The sequence below is a fragment of the Candidatus Brevundimonas colombiensis genome, assembly GCA_029202665.1.
Classification (GTDB): Bacteria; Pseudomonadota; Alphaproteobacteria; order Caulobacterales; family Caulobacteraceae; genus Brevundimonas; species Brevundimonas colombiensis.
Window position 1 is genome coordinate 2694857 of sequence record CP119326.1, and the last position, 19023, is coordinate 2713879.

Sequence of the window (19023 nt, forward strand, 5' to 3'; positions counted from 1 at the left end):
TCCGGTTAGGACGCGGACGATGCGGATGGGGCAGCCGGCTGCGGGCGCCAGGGCTTGGTTTTGACGGCGACGCCGGGCTGAGCGCGATCCTGGCCCTCGACGATCACCGTCTCGCCTGGTCGCAGACCGCTCTCAACGATGTACTGGTTGTTGACCACAGCCCCGACTTTGATCGGGCGAGCCTGGACCTTGCCGTCAGCGCCGACGACCATAACCTGCGCCTGCGCGCCGGTATGGGTGACGGCCTGCTGCGGCACCCGAAGCGCGGTTTGCTCGGGACCCCGAGGCATGCGCACGCGTACGAACATGCCGGGGAACAGCCGCCCACTCGCGTTGTCGACCAGCACCCGCGCCCGCATGTCGCCCGTGGCCGGATCGACAGCCACATCCGAGAACAGCAAACGGCCCGTCACGCCGAGCGGTTTGCCGGCGTCGTCAAGCAGCTCGACCTCCGGAGAGCCCTGGCCGAGCTGGCGCAGCGCTTCCATCCGGCTCGCCGGCTGACTGACGTCGATATAGACCTGATTGATCTGGTTAACGGTCGCCATGGCCTCGCCGCCGGAGGCGCTGACCAAAGCGCCTTCGGTAACCGCCGAAGCACCGATGCGACCGCTGATCGGCGCGGTGACCGTGGCGAAGCCGACGTCCAGATTACGCCGCGCAAGGGTCGCGCGGGCGACGCCCACGTCGGCCTCAGCTTGTTGGACCGCGGCTTCCGCATTGTCGAACTGTTGACGGCTGATCGCATCGGTCTCGACCAGAGTCTTCAGGCGATCCCGCTGAACACGAGCCTGATTGGCGACGGCCTCGGCGCGTCGCAAGGCGGCTGCGGCGCTCGCAGCGTCTGCACGGAAGGGCGCGGCGTTGATCTGATAAAGGGGCTGACCGGCGCGCACCATCGCGCCCTCGGTGAACAGTCGGCGCTGGATTATCCCTCCGACCTGCGGGCGGATTTCTGCGATGCGGAAGGCGGCGACACGTCCCGGCAGCGTGTCCGTCAGTTGCAGGACCCCCTGCCCGGCCTGGACGACGGTGACCTCGGGAGGCGGCGGTGCGGCGGTTTCGGATTGGCCGCCGCCGCAGGCGCTGAGCAACAAGGCGGCGGAGGCGGTCGCCGCCATCATGGCGGGTCGCAGGACGCGAGACATTCAATTCACCTGATCGTGGACGTGCGGGGAGGCACGGATCGCTCGCCCATCGCATTCGACCATTCACTGCCCATCCACGTTTGATCCACGTTTCGTCAATCGGGCTGGAAGTCGCGAAATAGCAGTGGCTCGCCACCAATGCAGGGTTTACGAGCGACCCATGAGCGCGTTGGCCCTGGTTGTCGAAGACGAGATCGACATCGCCGAAATTCTCGACCGCTATCTCAAGCGCGAGGGTTTCCGCACGGCCAGGGCCGGTGACGGGCAGAACGCACTTGAACTTCACACCCTGCTCCGCCCAGACGTCGTCCTTTTGGATGTTGGACTGCCTCGCCAAGACGGTTGGGCGGTTCTGAGCGAAATCCGTCGAACCAGCGATACGCCTGTCATAATGATGACGGCGCTGGACCAGGACATCGACAAGCTCCAAGCCTTGCGGATGGGTGCGGACGACTATGTGGTCAAGCCCTTCAACCCCAGCGAACTGGTCGCCCGCGCTCAGGCCATACTGCGCCGCTCGATGGGGGGAAACGTAAACCGCGTCCTGCGTATTGGCCCGCTGGAAATAGATCCAAGGGGATATTTGGCGAGCGTGGTTCAGGAAGGGGGTACGGTCAAGCTATCGCTTTCCCTAACGGAGTTTCGCTTACTGGAGTTCATGGCGCGTCAGCCCCTGAGGGTGTTCAGCCGCAGCGAACTGGTCGACGCCTGCCTTCCAGGCGAAGACGTACTGGACCGGACTGTCGATAGCCACATGTTCAACCTCCGCCGAAAACTGCGAACCGCAGGCGCTCCGGATATGATCAATGGCGTCCGCGGCGTCGGATACCGAATGGACGCTCGTTGATGCTGGGCCTACGCGGGCTCAACCGAACGGTCGCGGCATCCATGGCCCAGGTCGGGGTGGGCGGGGTGGCGATCACCTTCCTCGGCGGGGCGCTGTTCTACGGTCTCTTGTCCGACCAGCCCTGGCGACTGCGAGCAATTGACTACGTCGCCATCACTGTCTTCTGCATGTGCGGCCTGATCCTGGCCGTCACCTCGGCGACAGCCCTAAGCCGACGAATTCTTTCACCCGTTGTTTCCGTCGGTCGCGCCGCCCGCCGCATCGCCAATGGCGACCTTTCCGCCAGAGCCGAGGTCAGCGACCCGCGATTAGGCGAGGTTGTGGAACTAACCACGGACTTCAACCGGATGGCGGACCGACTGGAAAGCTTGGCGGCCGAAGAACGTACGATCCAGGCGGCAGTAGCGCACGAGCTTCGCACTCCACTCATGATTCTGCGGGGCAAGATCCAGGGCGCCATCGACGGAATCTTCCCGCTCGACGAGGACCTTCTGGTCAGCGCTCTGGGTCAGATCGACGCCCTGACGCGCCTTGTTGAGGACATTCGTGCAATGGGGGTCGCTGACAGCGCCCATGTCTTTCTGGAAGTGTCCCCGGTCGATCTTGCTGCCGTTGCGCGCGACCTCCGCCGCCTGATCAACGCCCCGATGAGAGCGGCTGGATTTCAGATTACTTGGACACTCGGTGCGGCCGTGATCATGGCCGACCGGACCCGCCTTCACCAGGCGCTTCTCGCCCTTCTGACCAACGTCCGTCTCCACGCCACCCCGGGTCCAGTTACGGTGGAGGTGTCCCAAGTCGACGGCATGGGAGTGTTCATGGTCATGGATTCAGGTCCCGGCATTCCGCGGGATTTCTCGGACCGCATCTTCGAGCCATTCCACAGAGGCCCCACCCATGCAAAAGGAACAGGGCTGGGCCTGGCGATCGTGCGCATCAGCGCCGACGCTCATGGAGGTTGGGTGACCTACGCTCCCTCGCCTCAAGGCGGTTCGATTTTCAGCTTCGCCATTCCGCTTGAAGACAAAGGCGCTGTCCCGCCCCGTTCATATTGACCGGGACGCCGCAGAACGGCATCTCTTAATCAGCGGGTCCACAGTTCGAACCTGTGATCACCCACCATCGTCTCCCTTTGAACTCAGAGAGTTAGCCACAAAACGTTAAAGCACGTCAGTCTGACCTGGCTGTTTAGAGCGGGAAAATTCGGCTCGTTCTTGCATTCGACCACCGGGTCTGGGTGGATGAGGCTGGCGACGCCTCCTTCCCTCTACCGCTCGGAACGGGCGACGAAATAGGGCAGCAGGCCCGCGACAACGCGGCGGCTGGCGTCTTCATCCTGATCGAGCATGTCTCTGAGCGGCTCTCCGATCAGAGCTTCGCCAAAGGCGCTCAGGGCGATGAAGAGAACGGCCGAGGACAGGTTAATTTGACTGGCGTCCGACGGATCGCCGAGCTTGTCCTGGATGGCGTGCACCAGCCCGTTCACGGCGCTGCGAACAGGCTCCAGGTGCGACAGATCGCCTTTCAGCACGATCCAGGCCGCCAGCTTTCCCGCTCCGCCTTCTGAAAAGGCGTCGAACACGGCGTTGACCAATTCCAGCGGCGCGCCGTCATCTGTCCGTAAGCGAGCGATCGCGGTGTCAAGCGCGTGAGACAGGTCAGCGACCATGGACCCCATCAGGGCCGACTGAAGGCCCTCGGCGGATCCGAAATGATGAATGAGGTTGGCATGGGTCATGCCGAGGTCGTCGGCCACGGCCTTGAGGGTTACGGAGTCGGGTCCACCCGCAAGCAGACGCTTGCGGGCGCAGACCAGCGCCTCCTGTCGGGCCTCTTCAGGGGTGCGTCGACGGCGACGAACGCGCTCTATTGACATTGCTGTTAGTTACATCCATGTAGATAGCAGATTGGTTAAGCACAGCGGGCGGATAGAGCAAGTGACAGCAGAATTATTGATCGACGAGGGAGCATTCCAAACCGCCGCTCGCAAAGCCACCCGGCTTCAGCCCCGGCGTGTTCAGCCGCTGCGCGCTCTACGCGCCCTGCGTCGACTGATCGCCAACAAGGAGGACACCACCCAGGTGTTCGAGATCATGAACGCCTTGGCCGGCAGTTCAGTGCGCCACGGCTATCACAAGATGCTGGATCAGACCGAAGGCTCGCGACAGGCCTTCAAGATGGTCGAACTGGCCGACCGTCTGCATGATCGGCCTTGGCTGGAATCGATGCCGGAGGGATCGGTGGGCCGCGCCTATCTCGAGTTCATCGACGAACGCAATCTGTCGGCCTACGGCCTGGCCGGCGAGAGTCAGAAGGTCGCCGACACCGAGATCGAGGCCGCCCATCCCTATGCCTGGTATGCGCGCCGTCTACGCGACATCCACGACCTGTGGCACATCCTCGCCGGCTATCGCACGGACGCGCTGGGCGAGGCCTGCGTGGTCGCCTTTTCCCTGCCCCAGACACGGAGCGCCGGCTTTGGATTGATCGCCGCCGGCGTCGCGGTCGAGGCGGCGAAGGCCCGCACGGGCTATCCCTGCGCGCGCGCCATTCTTCAGGCCTGGCGTCGGGGACGCAAGGCGGCTTGGCTGCCGGGGCTGGATTACGAAGCGCTGATGACCGAGCCGCTGGATCAGGCCCGCGCACGCCTGGGCCTGGCCGGACCCACGCTTTACGATCAGATCCCGGTCGAATTGCGCAACACCTTGCTGGCGCCCGCCTGATGTCACGCGTCGCGGCCGCCCTGATCGTCGCCGGGATCGCGGCGGCGCCGGCTTCAGCTCAGGATGCGCCGTTGATCGGCAGATGGCGCACCACCGCTCAGGACGGGGTGGTGGAAATCCATGCCTGCGGCCCCGCCCTGTGCGGCCGGATCGTCGACGCCGCGCCACTGCGTCGCAATCCTGACCAGAAGGACGTCCGCAATCGCGAGACGCGCCTGCGTGACCGACCCTTGCGGGGCTTGCGCGTGCTCGACGGCTTCACGGGCGGTCCGACGACCTGGAATGGGGGGCCGTTGTATGATCCCGACAGCGGCCAGCGCGCCCCGCGCGGAACCCTGACGCTGGTCGCGCGCGATCGGCTGTCGGTGCGCGGCTGTATCGCGCCGTTGCTGTGCCGCACCCAGACCTGGACACGCGCCGATTAGCCTTGCGGCGTTAAAGGCGCGAGCAATGCTCAGCTCAGCTCGCTCATGGCTCGTCCAGCAGCGCGCCCGGTGAAGATGCAGCCGCCCAGGAACGTGCCCTCCAGGGCGTTATAGCCGTGGGCGCCGCCGCCCCCGAACCCGGCGGCTTCGCCAGCAGCGTAGAGACCTTTCAGGACGGATCCATCGGCCTTCAGGACCCGGCTGCTCAGATCGGTCTGTATCCCGCCCAGGCTTTTTCGCGTCAGGACATGAAGCTTGACGGCGATCATCGGCCGGGCTGCAGGATCAAGCAGGCGATAAGGCTTGGCGACGCGCGCGAGCCGGTCTCCAAGATAACGCCGGGCGTTATGGATGCCCTGAACCTGAAGGTCCTTGGCGAAGGGGTTGTCCATCTGGGCGTCGCGCGCCTTGATCGTCCTGAGAACGGCCGCCGCATCCAGAAGCGGCGTGGGCGTCAGGGCGTTCATCTTTTCGACCAGCGTCTCGACCTGGTCCGCGACCACGAAATCCGCACCTTGGGCCTTGAAGGCCTCGACCTCGGGGGACGCCCCCTTGCCCAGCCGGGTCTTGAGCACGCGCAGCCACTCGCCCGACGTGATGTCGCCGTTCTGTTCCGAACCCGACAGCGCGAACTCCTTTTCGAGGATCACCTGGGTCAGGATGAACCACGAGTGGTCGTGCGCCGCCAGGCCCGGCGCGGTCCGCAGATGGCGCAGGGTCGACAGGGTGTCGTAACCCGGCAGGGCAGGAAACGGCAGGCGGCGTCCCAAGGCGTCGAGCCATAGAGACGACGGCCCCGGCAGGATACGGATGCCGTGCCGAGGCCAGATCGGGTTCCAGTTCCGGATGCCCTCGACGTAGTGCCACATGCGATCACGGTTCACGAGCCGGGCGCCGGCCCTCTCGGCGATGTCCAGACCACGACCGTCGACATAGGCCGGCACGCCCGTGATCATCTCGCGCGGCGCCGTGCCCAGGCGTGTCGGCCAAAGGCGCCGAACCTTGTCATGATCGCCGCCGATGCCGCCGGTGGCGATCAGAACGGCGGACGCCTTCAGGGTGAAGGATCCGACCTCATCCCTGTTTGACCGCACACCCCGCGGCGCATCGTCCGGGGCCAGCCTGACGCCTGAAACGCCCGTCACGCACCCAGCTTCGACAATCAGGTCATCGACACGGCAACGCGGATAGGAAACCAGGGCGCCACGTTTTTCCGCCTCTCGTACGCGGTCCGCAAAGGGGCCGCTCACGCCTGTTCCCGTGCCCCAAGCGACGTGGAACCGCGGCGCCGAATTGCCGTGACCGTCGGCGCGGCCGTCGCCCCGCTCGGCCCAGCCGACCATCGGCGTCAGTCTGATATCGTGGCGCCGCAGCCAGCTGCGCTTTTCCCCCGCCGCGAACTCGACATAGGCCCTGCCCCATCGCGCAGCCCATTCGTCCTCCGCGAGCCTTCCGTCCAGACGGTCCCAGCCGGCGCTGCCTTGCCAGTCCGACCAGGCCAGATCGAACCCGTCGCGCACGCCTAGTCGACGTTGTTCAGGACTGTCGACCAGGAACAGGCCGCCAAACGACCAATAGGCCTGCCCGCCCAGGTTCGCGGTGTTTTCCTGATCCACCAGCGCCACGCGACGTCCGGCCTGCACCAGTTCGTTTGCGGCGACCAGACCGGCCAGCCCCGCCCCAACGATTATGGCGTCATAGTCCATTTCGCCCTCCTGCGCCGCGCGCTTCGCGGTGAAAAACACCTGAAACTCAGCCTCCCTTCGGATGGCCGTCAACCAACATCGCTGTCAATAGGTATTGACATGACAGTGAGTAGTGCGAAGCTGACGCCAACCGTAGGTGGCCCCGCCCTGCCGAACGGAAAATACAGGCGGGAGGAAACGCACATCATGCGACGTCGAAAAACGGCGCGCTCAGGGAGGACTTCATGGCTTCAGCGGCCTGTATTCGCACGCGCCTTGCGCTTTCTGCATCGGCCACCGCTCTCCTGATGACCGGCGCACCGGCATTCGCGCAGACGGCGACGCCCCAGGCCAATCCGCCGGCCGCCGTCGTGGACGACATCATCGTCACCGCGCAGAAGCGCGAGCAGTCCGTTCAGGACGTGCCGATCGCCGTCACGGCCCTCTCATCCGAAGCGCTGGAGTCGCGTCAGATCGAAGGCGGCTCCGAACTGCTGCGCGCCGTACCAAACGTGACCTTCTCCAAGGCCAACTTCAGCATGTACAACTTCTCGATCCGCGGGATCGGGACCAAGGCCGTCTCAGCCTCCAGCGACCCGGCCGTGGCCGTCAGCTTCAACAACACGCCGCTGATCCGCAACCGCCTGTTCGAGCAGGAGTATCTGGACGTCGATCGCGTAGAGGTGCTGCGCGGACCGCAGGGCACGCTCTACGGCCGCAACGCCACGGGCGGCGTGGTCAATATGTTCCCCAAACTGCCGGTGTTCCGGTCGGAAGGCTTCGCGACGGGCGAGCTGGGCAACTATGACAGCAAACGCGCTCAGGCCATGGTCAACATTCCTCTGGGCGAGACCTTCGCCATGCGTGGCGCATTCGCCTTCACCAAGCGCGACGGCTTCGACTACAACAGTTTCAACGACACCCACGTCAACGACCGCGACCTGTTCACCACCCGCCTGTCGGCCCGCTGGGAACCGACCGCCCGGTTCCGCGCCAATGCGATCTGGGAACATTTCGAGGAAGACGACAACCGCTCGCGCACCGGCAAACAGCTGTGCACGCGCGATCCGGGACCGACCCAGGTGGGGTCGGCGACGGTGCCTGAAGGATTTCTTCAGGACCAGTTGAGCCAAGGTTGTCTGCCCGGCTCATTGTATGACGACGCCGCATTTGGCACGCCGAACGGTGGATCATTCGGCCCCGTCCGCCTGCTGGCCATCGCTCCAGGCATCGGTTTCGACAGCGAAACACTGCAATCAAGAACCATCATTCCTTTGGGCAGCGACCCTTATGAGGGGGTCGTCCAATCCAGAAACCTGAGAGAAATCGCGACCAATTTCGATCCTTTTTTTAGAGCCAAAAATGACGTTGCTCAGGTCAATCTGGAATTCGATCTGACCGACAACCTTACTCTATTTTCCCAGACCGCATACGCCAAAGACGATTACTATGCGTCACAGGACTATGCGCGCTACGTATCCAATCCTACATTCACAGATGCCAATCTGGGAGTAGATTTCGATGGAAATCCAACGCCGTCAACCGCCACCCCGGGCGGAATCTATACTGATCCGCAACTCGGTCCATCAGACCGCATCCTTTCAGTCGACCTAAGCCGTTCGGATAATCGCCAATGGTATCAGGAGTTCCGGTTACAATCCGACATGGGCGGCCGTTTCAACTTCAGCGTCGGCGCCAACTACCTGGATTTCAAAACGCAGGATGATTATTTCGTATTCAACAATACGTTTTCTCTGATTGCGGAATATTTCTATAACTTCGCCAATCTTCCTAACGGTGGTCTTGGAACCGCGCCCTGCACTGACACACGACCGGGAGAGTGCGTCTACGTCGATCCCAATCCACTGGGCGAGATCAATGAAGAGGGTCACAATTACTTCCGCAGCAAGAACGTCGTCCATACCCGCTCGTGGGCCGTGTTTGGCGAGGGCTATTGGGACCTGACTCCTGACCTGAGATTGACGACCGGGCTACGCTATACGGAAGACCGCAAGGACACGACGCCCTACCCCAGCCAGCTTCTGCTTGGCGCAAGGCCCAACGGTCTGCCCGGTCTAGGAACCGGCGGCTATGTGCGTCGGGGCTATTACGCGCTGCCGGACATCGAGCAGAAGTGGGAGGCGGTCACGGGTCGTATCGTTCTGGATTGGTCGCCGACGCTGTCGTTTACGGACGACACCTTGATCTACGGATCGCTTTCGCGGGGCTACAAGGGCGGCGGCACCAATCCACCCAGATTGGATCTGAACCCCGCCGTTGTGCAATACCAGCCCCTCGCCAGCACCTTCGAGCCGGAATATGTCACCGCTATTGAAGTCGGCACGAAGAACACCCTGATGGACGGCGCATTGAGGCTTAACGCCACGGGTTTCTACTACGATTACAAAGACTACCAGGTTTCCCAGATCGTCGATCGCATCTCGCTGAACGAAAACTTCGACGCCACGATCTGGGGCTTGGAACTGGAAGCGGTCTACAAGCCAACCCCCAATTTCCAGATCGACGGCAATCTAGGGTATCTGAAAACCCGTGTCGCCGACGGCGAAGGCTCCATCGACGTGATGAACCGGACTCAAGGGAATGAGGACTGGATCACCTTGCGCCCCTGGATACAGGTTCCGTCGAACTGTGTCGCGCCCCGTGAACTAGCGCAGCGCATTTTGGACACTAACCTCGGCGACGCACTGACGACGTTCGCCCTTAGCGCATTGTGCTCTGGCTCGTCACGGTTCGGCACCTTCAACCCCGCCATCAGTTCCAGCCTGCCGTTCTACAACTTCTATCGCTTCACCTACGATCCGCTGACCCAAGCCCCCAACGGCGGGCGCGGTTTCGAGGCGGACCTGAGCGGCAACGAACTGCCCAACTCGCCCAACTGGACCGCCAACATCGGGGCGCAATACACCTGGTTCATGGGCGATTGGGATTTCACAGTTCGCGGCGACTACTATCGCCAGGGCGAAAGCTTCTTCCGAGTCTACAATACCGAGTATGATCGGCTTGAGGGCTGGGACAACCTCAACCTTTCAGTGAAGCTGGAAGACACAAGACGGGGCCTGACCCTGCAAGCCTACGTCAAGAACGTCTTCGATGACGCGCCGATCGTGGACGCCTTCACCAACTCCGACGACACAGGCCTGACCACCAATGTCTTTACTCTGGATCCCCGGCTGTTCGCCGTGCGCCTGACCAAGAGCTTCTAAGGCGCAAAACACCTCGTCGGCGCGCCGGCGGAATCGGCCTCACCCGATCGCATTCGCGGTCGGGATTTTCGGCCTGGAATCCTCTTACCTCGTTGAAAGGTAACAATTTTTCTCTTGACTCGCCAGTCCTTACGTCGCTGTTAATAGGCGTCCGAACATTAGGACAGTCCAAATTTTCATAGGGCCGACGAAGGCCCGCACTAGGGAGGACTATCATGATCAAGACACTTTCCTTCGCCGCTGCAGCCCTCGCGACGGTCGCCCTCGCGTCGCCATCGTTTGCCCAGTCGTTCTCACCCAGTACGGGGAACCTGTCGGGTTCCGGCGTTGTCCAGCTTCAACAGACGACCAATGTGAACTGCAACGTCTCCATCACGGCGTCGCCGGGCGCAACGAGTCGGCCTATCCCGACCCGCAGCATCAGCGCCGGCGATTTCCTATGTATCGCAGTGGCGCCCTACGGCTCCTGGTCAGCGAATGTCGTGCCGGGATCGACCACGTCGATCTCGCTGACCATCGGCGCCAACACGGTCGCCAACGACCCGTGCTACGGCACGGTGGTGGTCGCATGGAACAACACGACCCGCACGGCTACCTTCAACAACAATGTGCTGCCGCCCGTGAATGCCGGCGGCCTGAACTGCACCATCGTCAGCGGCTCCATCCGTATCCCCGGCCTGCAGATCCTTTAGTCCCGACGCTGTCTGGCGCTCGCGGAAACCTGAAAAGCCTTGGCTGGGCGTCTTCGACGCCCAGCCTTTTTCGCCTTCTCGACACGCCATGCCAGCACGCATGATCCGCACAAGGTTACGCCGGCTCAATGTTCCGGTCTTGATGCTCAGCAGATCGGGGTGATCGCGTAGATGCTGTCCTGCCTGTCCTTCGTCGCCTTGGCCGCGTTCGCGCAAGACGCTGAGGTCGCCGCCCCGGCGCAGCTCGACGACGTCGTCGTGGTCGGACGGCGGGGCGCCGCCAGAGTGGCGCCCGAACGCGAGCTTGGCGTCGAGGAGATCGACAATATCGGCGCCTACGACATCGGCGAGGTCATCAATCGCATCAGCGAAAACCTGGGCCTTCCGGAGCCGCCCTTGGTTATTGTCAACGGTCGTCGGGTGGTCGATCCCCGGAACTTCCTCGGCTTCCCGCCAGACGCCTTGTCCCGGCTCGAAATCCTGCCTCAACAGGCGGGGGCGACCTATGGCGCCGCCCCCTCCCGGCGAGTGGTCAACATCGTTCTCGTTCCCGAGTTCAGAAGCCGCGACGGTCTGGCCCGCGCGTCGCGACCGACCAGCGGCGGAACCTCGACCCTGGCGGTCGACGCCCGCCAATCTCAGTTGAAAGACACCGACACGCTCCAATTCGGCCTCGAGGCGGGGCGCACGACCTCGCTCAGGGCGGACGAGCGATCGGGCCTCATCAGGGACAATCCCGCGCGTGAAGGCACCACGTTGCGCCCCGCAACCCGGACAGCCGCGGCGAACCTGTCGATGACGGGCGCCATCGGCGAATGGACGACATCGCTGACCGCCAGCGCACAGGAACAGCGCAGCCGGTTCTCATCGCAAGTCGGGGGAACCGCGCTCGATACGCGACAGTCGACCAGCATCCTCAACGCGAGCGGCGGCGTCAGCGGTTCAGCCTATGGCTGGTCAGTCCGGATGGGGCTGGATGTCGTCGGCAGCGAAAGCCGACAAAAAGGCATTCTGGACCTTACCGCCCGAACTCTATCGGGCGTGGCGACCCTGTCCGCCGACCGGACACTGATCGACCTGCCGGCGGGGCCGATGCTGATGACAGTGGATGCGCAATACTCGCGCGCCCGAAACGAGACCGACGCCTCGGGCTTGGAGGCGGCCCAGCCATCGGCGGCCCAGTCATCGGCGGCGCTCGATGTGAGGTCTGGCCTGACGCTGCCGGTCTGGTCGACGCAACACGGCGAGCGAGGGGGCGGTTGGGGCGACCTCTCTGTCACGCTGGGCGGGCGGCTGAGAACGCTGGACACCGCGGGCGCGGACGGTCAGGGGTTTAACGTCGGCTTCGCCTGGACACCGACGGGCCGGTATCGCTTTACGGGGCAATGGTCTCGCGCCACGGACGCTCCGACCAGCGATCAAAGGTTCGCTCCGATCCTCTATGGCGCGCCGCAGACTATCTATGACTTCCGATCCGGCGAGGCCGTGGAGATACTGCCCCTCCTAGGCGGGAACCCAAGCCTTCGGGCGCAGGAAACACAATCGGCGTCGATCGGAGCCTCGGCCGGACCGTTCGGTCGTTGGGGCATCCAAGGCAACGTCGATCTTCAGAGCATGCGATCGACCGACGCCATTGGCGCCCTGCCCGCCTTGACCCCGGCGACCGAGGCCGCGTTTCCAGACCGATACATCAGAGACGGGACCGGGCGTCTGCTCGCCATCGACCAGCGCGCGATCAATCTGCAGGAGATCGCGTCCGACAGCCTCTCATCCGGCCTGACCGCCAACATCCCCTTGGGCGACACTGCGACATCCAGGCGAGGCTCGATCCAAGTCTCGCTCACCCACACCTGGCGCCTGGCGGATCGTCTGACGATCCGCGACGACCTTCCCGCTTTCGATCAACTGGCCGGCGATGGCGGCGGGATCTCCCGGCATCAGGCGACCTTGAGAATGGACGGCCGTCTGGGGCGTTGGGGGGCGAACCTCAGTGCCGCCTGGCGCAGCAGCGCCCGAATTCGCCTCGATGTCGGCCAGGACGGATCGCAAGACCTCCTCTTGTCGCCCCTGACAACCCTCGGCCTCAAGATCAGCACCACGCTGGAGACGAAGCAGACGGCGACGACGGAGGCTGGCCGGCGTCGAAACGACGGTCTGCGCCTGGAACTGGAAATCGAGAACCTGTTCGACGCCAGACCAGAGGCGCGTCTTGGCGATGGATCCCCCGCTCCAGGCTATGGCCGTAATGACAGAGACCCGCTAGGCCGAACGATACGCATCACGGCAAGCCGCCGCTTCTGACATCGGGGCGGTCGGTCCAGGTGTTTGGGCCCGGCATTTGACGGTGCGATCTTTTCCAATGGAAGTAAGCGCTATGGGCCCAGATACTGCACAGAAGCGCCCGCACGACTGAGGTCGTCCGTAGGATGGCGACGCCCTGTCGCTTGAAAGCCTTTGAACCGATGATCCGGCGCGTCTTCTTGGGAACAGGCGCCGAGACAGGAAGCGCTTCTCAGGGCCTTGCTGGTATCTGCGGCGGGAAGTCCAATTCGAAATCCGACAGACCAGGAGCCACGCCAAAGGTCGCCTGCCCGTCTCGGCCGGCGTAACGGTCCAGCAGCGGCGAATAGGTGTAGAAATGCATCTTACGCCGCGCCACGTCGAAGCGGATGAACCTCAGCCACCCGGCCCCGCCGTTGGCGGACCCCGCCTGGCCGTCCGGACCGACCGTGTTGGCCTGATAGTCCTGAAGCACCTGATAGACGGGATGTCCGGCGTCGTTGCGGTCGATCCTCAGGTTCTCGCCCAGCGAAACGCCATCGACCGCGGGCAGATAGGCGTGGCCGCTCAGCACCATGAAGATCATGGGGTTCTTGCGGATGAAGCGATCCCACACCTGATCCGGCGATAGATGATCGGTTCCGGCGAAGCTGTTGGCGGTGCTGTCGCCCCGCTGGGTTTCGCCGGTCTTGCTGGGCGACAGCCATTCGTGAGTGGTGACGATGACCGGCAGGCCGGCATGGGCGTCCAGAACGTCCTGCGCCCAGTCCAGGACGCTGGCGGGCGGATCCATCTCCAACGACAGATGCAGATACGGCTGCCCGTCGCCGATAAAGGTCTGCCAGCTGTTCAGCCCATTGGGCGAGGCGCCGCCATACCAGTCCCTGCCGACGAAATGATGCGAGTTCGGCCCGAAATAGAAGCCCCAGGCGCGACCGCCGGACAGGGGACGCGAGGCGCCCGGACCACCCTCTTCCGACCACCAGGAATAGTTGTCGTAATCGTGGTTGCCCGGCGACATGCCGAAAGGAAGGCCGCTGCGGCTCAGGATCGAGATGGCGCGGTTGGCGATGTCCCACTCTGCGCGGACATCCATGATCCGCGCCGGGGTCGTGTCCGTGGCCGGAACGCGGAAACGGCCGTCGCCGTGCTGAACGATGTCGCCGACGAAGGTGACGAAGACGATGGCCTTGGCGTCGCGCTGGTCGGCCAGATACTGCATCTCCTGGGCGAAAGTCTCTTCGCCGCGCGGCTGGACCAGGGTCACGTCGGAATAGTTCTGGGTGTCCGGCACGACCGCGACCGTGAAGTCCTGGGCGTAGGCGGCGCCCGCCAGCCCCAGAGACGATGCGGCCAGCATCGTTCCAAGGGTTCGAATCCAGCGCGACATCATCATCGGTGCGTCTCCAGAATACGGTCTTGTATCACGCACGACGGCCCCTTTTTCGCGCGGGTGCGAAAAAGGGGCCGTCGGCGCCGACTTGAGGGCGTCAGAAGGCGTAGCTTACGGTGGCGAACACCTGACGCGGCGCCGAGGCGTGGAACACCACGACACTGCCCGTCGAATCGTCCGGCGCGAAGACGCTGCCGTCCAAGTTGGAGGCGTAGCGCTTGTTCGTCAGGTTGGTGACGTTCACCGCGAACTTCACGCCGGTCGCGCCGACCTCGCTCAGGTCATAGCTCAGACCCAGATCGAAGGTCGTATAGCCGCCGAAGCCCTGGTCGTTGGTGTAGGTGTAGAACCGCTCGCCCGTATATTTGCCCATCAGCGAACCCGAGAAGCCACGCCAGTTCACCGTCACGACGCTGGACAGCATTTCCTTGGGCGTATCGACCTGCTGCTTGCCGGCCGTCGCCTTGACCACGCAGGTGCTGGTGCACCAGTCCAGATCGTCGTCATAGGTCGTCTTGCTGTAAGAGGCCGAGTTGTACCAGTTGAACCAGGGCGTCGGCTTCCACAGCACGCCCAGTTCGACACCCGTGCTGGTGACGCTGCCGGCGTTGTGGAAGGAGTTGCCGCAGCCGGGGTTCTGCTGCTGGTTGGTCGGGCACGGATTGTACTGCAGCAGGCGGTCGTCGAACTTGACCCGATAGGCCGCCAGGGCGACCTGAAGCGGTCCGCTGATGTAGCGATAGCCGGCGTCGAAGCTCTTGGAGGTTTCGGGCTTCAGATATTGGCCCTGCAGGTCCCAGATCGTCTGCGACACCGATTGCGGCCCCAGTTTGAAGCCGCCCTGGAACATGGCCATGTTCTCGGCGTAGCTGGCGTACAGCTCATGACCCTCGGCGACCTGCCAGTGGACGCCGATTTCCGGCAGGAAGTTGTCCTTGGCCGTCAGGCTGCCGCTGGCGAACTGGCTGGAGCTGGGCGGCGGGGTCAGGGCGATCCCGTCCACCGCCCGGGCGTCGGACTTGGCGTAGGTGCTCTTGAAGCCGAAATCGATGGTCACCGCGTCGTTCAGAAGCGACAGCGTGTCCTGAACATAGAACTGGCGCGTCTTCCAGTCCGTCTCCTGAACCCATTGGGCCTTTTCCGGTTGACCGCCCAGATAGTGCGCCAGGCTGAAGGGCCCGGTCACGTCGGTGCGGATGTAGCGCGCCGCGCTGGAGGTGTTCTCCTCGAACCAGAATCCGGCCTGGACGTGGTGGGGGCCAAAGGTCCAGCTCAATCCGCCCAGCACGCCCGAGCGGTCGATGGTGTAGCGGGTGTCGCGGATCTGAACCGGCACGTCGTCGGCCGTGCTCGTCGTCCCCTGGGTGGACCAGCCGGTGATGAAGTTGTTGCCCGCGCCCTTGTTCCTGTGGCGATAGACCTTGGCCTCGACCTTCAGATCGTCCGTCAGATTATAGTCGCCCGCCAGATAATAGAGCTCGTCGTTGCGCAGGATCTGACCGTTGGTGAAGGTCACGTCCGAATTCTTCTGCGGCGAGGGCGCCGCGACGCAGTTGGCCGTCGCCGTGGGTTTGCTCACGCCGCAATAGGCGACGCCCAGATACGACTGCCAGTCGGGCGCATAACCCGCCCAGTCCCAGCCCAGCCGGTTCAGCATGTCCTTGGACAGATAGGCGTCGTCCGCCTGGTTGGTGCGCGACACGTCGGCGAAGGCGGTGATGGCGCCGCGGTCGAAGCGGTACATGGCCTTGCCGTTGAACTGCCGCCCCCAGGAGGTCTTGTAGTCGCCCTGGTTCACGAACAGGTCCTGTTCGCTGTACTGGCCGGACACATAGGCCGAAAAGCCGTTGTATTCGCCCGTGTCCACACGCAGGAAGCTGCGCTTGGACGCCTCGCTGCCGAAGCCCTGGCTGGCCGCCAGACCGAACGAACGGCTGGGATTGCGCGAGGTGTAGATCAGGGCGCCGCCCAGGTTGCTGGTCGACGGGATGGCCAGGCCGGCGATGCCGGTGGCCAGGTCCGCCCGGCCCAGGTTCTCTGAAATCAGCGCGCGGCTGATCGTCAGGCCGTTGTAGTTGTTGTATGCGCCGTCGCCCAGCGGCACCCCGTCCAGCGTGTAGCCGAGGTGGGTCGTGTTGAACCCGCGCACCTGCAGGGTCAGCGACTGCTCGTTCACCCCCAGGGCGTCGATCGACTGGGCGCTGACGCCCGGCAGGAAGTTCAGCGCCTTCTGAACGCTGGTTCCCGGCGGCAGGGCTTCCAGATTGGCCGGCGTCAGGGTCGAAACCGAACGGGTCTGGCCCGAGCCGACCACCACGATCTCGTCCAGTTGATCGGCCGCTTGCCCCTGCACGGCCTGATCGACAGCCGGATCAGCGGCTGTGGTCTCCGCGATGGCGGCCCCCGCCCACCCCGACAAAGCCGTTCCGACCAGCAGGCTTGCCAGACTCATACGCTTAAAACATGACACCATGACGCATATCCCCCTCTTGATGGGGCCGCGTCTAAGCTGCTCTGGATACGATAAAGCTACGCTTTCATAACAACTTCAAGACGGCGCCGACTTGCAGCCAGGTGCACCGGAAGCACCCATTCCTACAGCCTGGCCGCGCAAATCCGGACGCGATCATTGGTCCAGCATCCATTGGCGAACTTGACCGTACCGAGGGGATCGCCTGCGCGGGTGTCGTCGGGATCGGCGTTCCATGTGGCGGTCGCCGTGCCGTCGCCATTGGTCGTGACGACCGCGAAGTGGGACTGCGCCGGCTTGCCGTTCGACCAGGCGTTCAGGGTGTAGCCGCCGTCGCCGAACGGAAAGACCAGACACGGCCCCTGCACCCGGACCTGACCATCCACCGCCAAATAGCAGGATTGCGTCAATGATTGCGGCGACGTGTTCGCGGCCTGATCATGCGCAGGGCCATTGCTCGGCTTAGGCGCCGGGGCTTGCGACGTTACGGGCGACCCGGCGGTTGGGGTTTGGCCCGGCTGGCGGTCGCAACCGGCCAGACCGAGCAGACCGACCAGCACGATCACCGATCCCATCCTTATCTGCGGCATGGCGTCATCCTTTCACGACCTCACGGCAATGCAGAACCCGTGACCAGCGGCGGCTGTTCCGATCCCGACGGTCGAACGGTCGATAAGGCGGGCTTGGATTTCGCGGCGGGCGGCTTAAATGCCAAGGCCCCATCGGATGGGTTACTGGTGAACGGACGCACAATGGCCGACTACGACTACGATCTCTTCGTCATCGGCGCGGGTTCCGGGGGGGTGCGGGCGGCGCGGCTGACGGCGCTGGACGGGAAACGGGTCGCGGTCGCCGAGGAGTTCCGCGTCGGGGGCACCTGCGTCATTCGCGGCTGCGTGCCCAAGAAGTTCATGGTCATGGCGTCCGAGGTCAGCCACGCGCTGGAGATCGCCGAGGGCTATGGCTGGTCGTTCGACAATGCCAAGTTCGACTGGCCCAGGTTCCTGGAGGCCAAGGATGTCGAGATCGCCCGCCTGTCGGGCATCTACGCCGCCAATCTGGGCAAGGCGGGCGTCGAACTGGTGCACGGCCGGGCGGTGCTGAAAGACGCCCACACAGTCGAAATCCTCGGCAAGGACCGCACCACCACCGCCGAGAAAATCCTGATCGCGACCGGGGGGCGACCGTGGAAGCCGGAGAGCCTGCCCGGCATCGAACACGCCATCACCTCCGAAGACGCCTTCCATCTGCCGGAACTGCCCAAGCGCATCCTGATCGCGGGCGGCGGCTATATCGCGGTGGAGTTCGCCGGCATCTTCGCCGGACTGGGGGTGGAGACCACCCTGATCTATCGCGGCCCCAACATCCTGCGCGGCTTCGACGACGACGTGCGCGCGCACCTGGCCGGCGAGATCGAGAAGCGCGGCGTCAAGGTGATCCTGGGCTGCCAGCACGAGAAGATCGAAAAGACCGAAACCGGCCTGGTCAATCATCTGGAAAACGGCATGAAGCTGGAAACGGACGTGGTCATGTTCGCCACGGGCCGCATTCCCTACGTCAAGGATCTGGGTCTGGAGACGGCCGGCGTCGAACTGAACGACCAGGGCGCGATCACGGTCGATCAGTATTCCGCGACCACGGCCGACAACATCTGGGCGATCGGCGATGTGACCGATCGGATGAACCTGACCCCCGTCGCCATCCGCGAGGCGGTCGCCTTCCATCAGACAGTCTATCGCGACAACCCCCAACACTTCGACTACGAGGCGGTGGCCACCGCCGTCTTCAGCCAGCCGCCGGTCGGGGTCGTGGGCCTCAGCGAGGCGGAGGCGCGGAGGTCATGCGCCAAGGGGGTGGACGTCTATGTCACCCGCTTCCGCCCAATGAAGTATGCCTTCACCGGCTCGGACGAGCGTGTGCTGATGAAGCTGGTGGTCGACGCCGAGAGCCAGCGGGTCGTCGGCGTTCACATCGTCGGCCCCGACAGCCCGGAGATGATCCAACTGGCCGCCATCGCCGTGAAGGCCGGGCTGACCAAGGCCCAGTGGGACGCGACCTGCGCCGTCCACCCGACGATGGCCGAGGAACTGGTCACGCTGAAGGAGAAGCAGTCGCCGGCGACCTCCGCCGGCTGAC

At 63.9% G+C, this 19023-nt stretch carries 14 protein-coding genes; 8 read left to right on the plus strand and 6 right to left on the minus strand.

Annotated features, from left to right (window positions below):
• Positions 1–5: 5 nt before the first annotated feature.
• Positions 6–1124, minus strand: a complete 1119-nt coding sequence (locus P0Y50_13185; protein WEK39479.1) for an efflux RND transporter periplasmic adaptor subunit — start codon at positions 1122–1124, stop codon at positions 6–8.
• 184 nt (positions 1125–1308) lie between these two features.
• Here P0Y50_13185 and P0Y50_13190 point away from each other — a divergent pair, with 184 nt between their 5' ends.
• Positions 1309–1995 (plus strand): response regulator, encoded by a 687-nt coding sequence (locus tag P0Y50_13190; GenBank protein ID WEK39480.1) that lies wholly within the window; start codon positions 1309–1311, stop codon positions 1993–1995.
• Positions 1995–3050 (plus strand): HAMP domain-containing sensor histidine kinase, encoded by a 1056-nt coding sequence (locus tag P0Y50_13195; GenBank protein WEK39481.1) that lies wholly within the window; start codon positions 1995–1997, stop codon positions 3048–3050. The genes P0Y50_13190 and P0Y50_13195 overlap by 1 nt, the downstream gene beginning before the upstream one ends.
• A gap of 212 nt (positions 3051–3262) precedes the next feature.
• On the opposite strand, the gene P0Y50_13200 is transcribed toward P0Y50_13195, so the two are convergent.
• Positions 3263–3871 (minus strand): TetR family transcriptional regulator, encoded by a 609-nt coding sequence (locus tag P0Y50_13200; protein WEK39482.1) that lies wholly within the window; start codon positions 3869–3871, stop codon positions 3263–3265.
• Positions 3872–3932: 61 nt separating this feature from the next.
• Between P0Y50_13200 and P0Y50_13205 the strand changes: the two genes are divergently transcribed.
• Positions 3933–4718 (plus strand): Coq4 family protein, encoded by a 786-nt coding sequence (locus tag P0Y50_13205; protein ID WEK39483.1) that lies wholly within the window; start codon positions 3933–3935, stop codon positions 4716–4718.
• Entirely contained in the window at positions 4718–5143 is a 426-nt protein-coding gene (locus tag P0Y50_13210) for a DUF2147 domain-containing protein (GenBank protein WEK39484.1), read from the plus strand. The genes P0Y50_13205 and P0Y50_13210 overlap by 1 nt, the downstream gene beginning before the upstream one ends.
• Before the next feature lie 29 nt (positions 5144–5172).
• Here the strand turns inward: P0Y50_13210 and P0Y50_13215 are convergent, their stop codons facing one another.
• Entirely contained in the window at positions 5173–6888 is a 1716-nt protein-coding gene (locus P0Y50_13215; protein WEK39485.1) for an FAD-binding dehydrogenase, read from the minus strand.
• A gap of 185 nt (positions 6889–7073) precedes the next feature.
• Between P0Y50_13215 and P0Y50_13220 the strand changes: the two genes are divergently transcribed.
• From P0Y50_13220 to P0Y50_13230, 3 genes are all read left to right on the plus strand, one after another.
• On the plus strand, positions 7074–10052 hold the full coding sequence (locus P0Y50_13220) for a TonB-dependent receptor (protein WEK39486.1): 2979 nt from the start codon (positions 7074–7076) through the stop codon (positions 10050–10052).
• A 215-nt stretch (positions 10053–10267) separates the two neighbouring features.
• Entirely contained in the window at positions 10268–10744 is a 477-nt protein-coding gene (locus P0Y50_13225) for a hypothetical protein (GenBank protein ID WEK39487.1), read from the plus strand.
• A 642-nt stretch (positions 10745–11386) separates the two neighbouring features.
• Positions 11387–13045, plus strand: coding sequence for a TonB-dependent receptor (locus P0Y50_13230; protein WEK39488.1), 1659 nt, complete (start codon positions 11387–11389; stop codon positions 13043–13045).
• A gap of 211 nt (positions 13046–13256) precedes the next feature.
• On the opposite strand, the gene P0Y50_13235 is transcribed toward P0Y50_13230, so the two are convergent.
• From P0Y50_13235 to P0Y50_13245, 3 genes are all read right to left on the minus strand, one after another.
• On the minus strand, positions 13257–14420 hold the full coding sequence (locus P0Y50_13235; protein ID WEK39489.1) for a metallophosphoesterase: 1164 nt from the start codon (positions 14418–14420) through the stop codon (positions 13257–13259).
• Positions 14421–14514: 94 nt separating this feature from the next.
• Positions 14515–16869 (minus strand): TonB-dependent receptor, encoded by a 2355-nt coding sequence (locus P0Y50_13240; protein ID WEK39490.1) that lies wholly within the window; start codon positions 16867–16869, stop codon positions 14515–14517.
• 143 nt (positions 16870–17012) lie between these two features.
• Complete coding sequence (locus tag P0Y50_13245) at positions 17013–17477, minus strand: hypothetical protein (GenBank protein ID WEK39491.1); 465 nt, start codon at positions 17475–17477, stop codon at positions 17013–17015.
• Between the two features lie 162 nt (positions 17478–17639).
• Here P0Y50_13245 and gor point away from each other — a divergent pair, with 162 nt between their 5' ends.
• Positions 17640–19022 (plus strand): glutathione-disulfide reductase, encoded by a 1383-nt coding sequence (gor, locus tag P0Y50_13250; protein ID WEK41579.1) that lies wholly within the window; start codon positions 17640–17642, stop codon positions 19020–19022.
• The last annotated feature ends 1 nt before the right edge of the window (position 19023 follow it).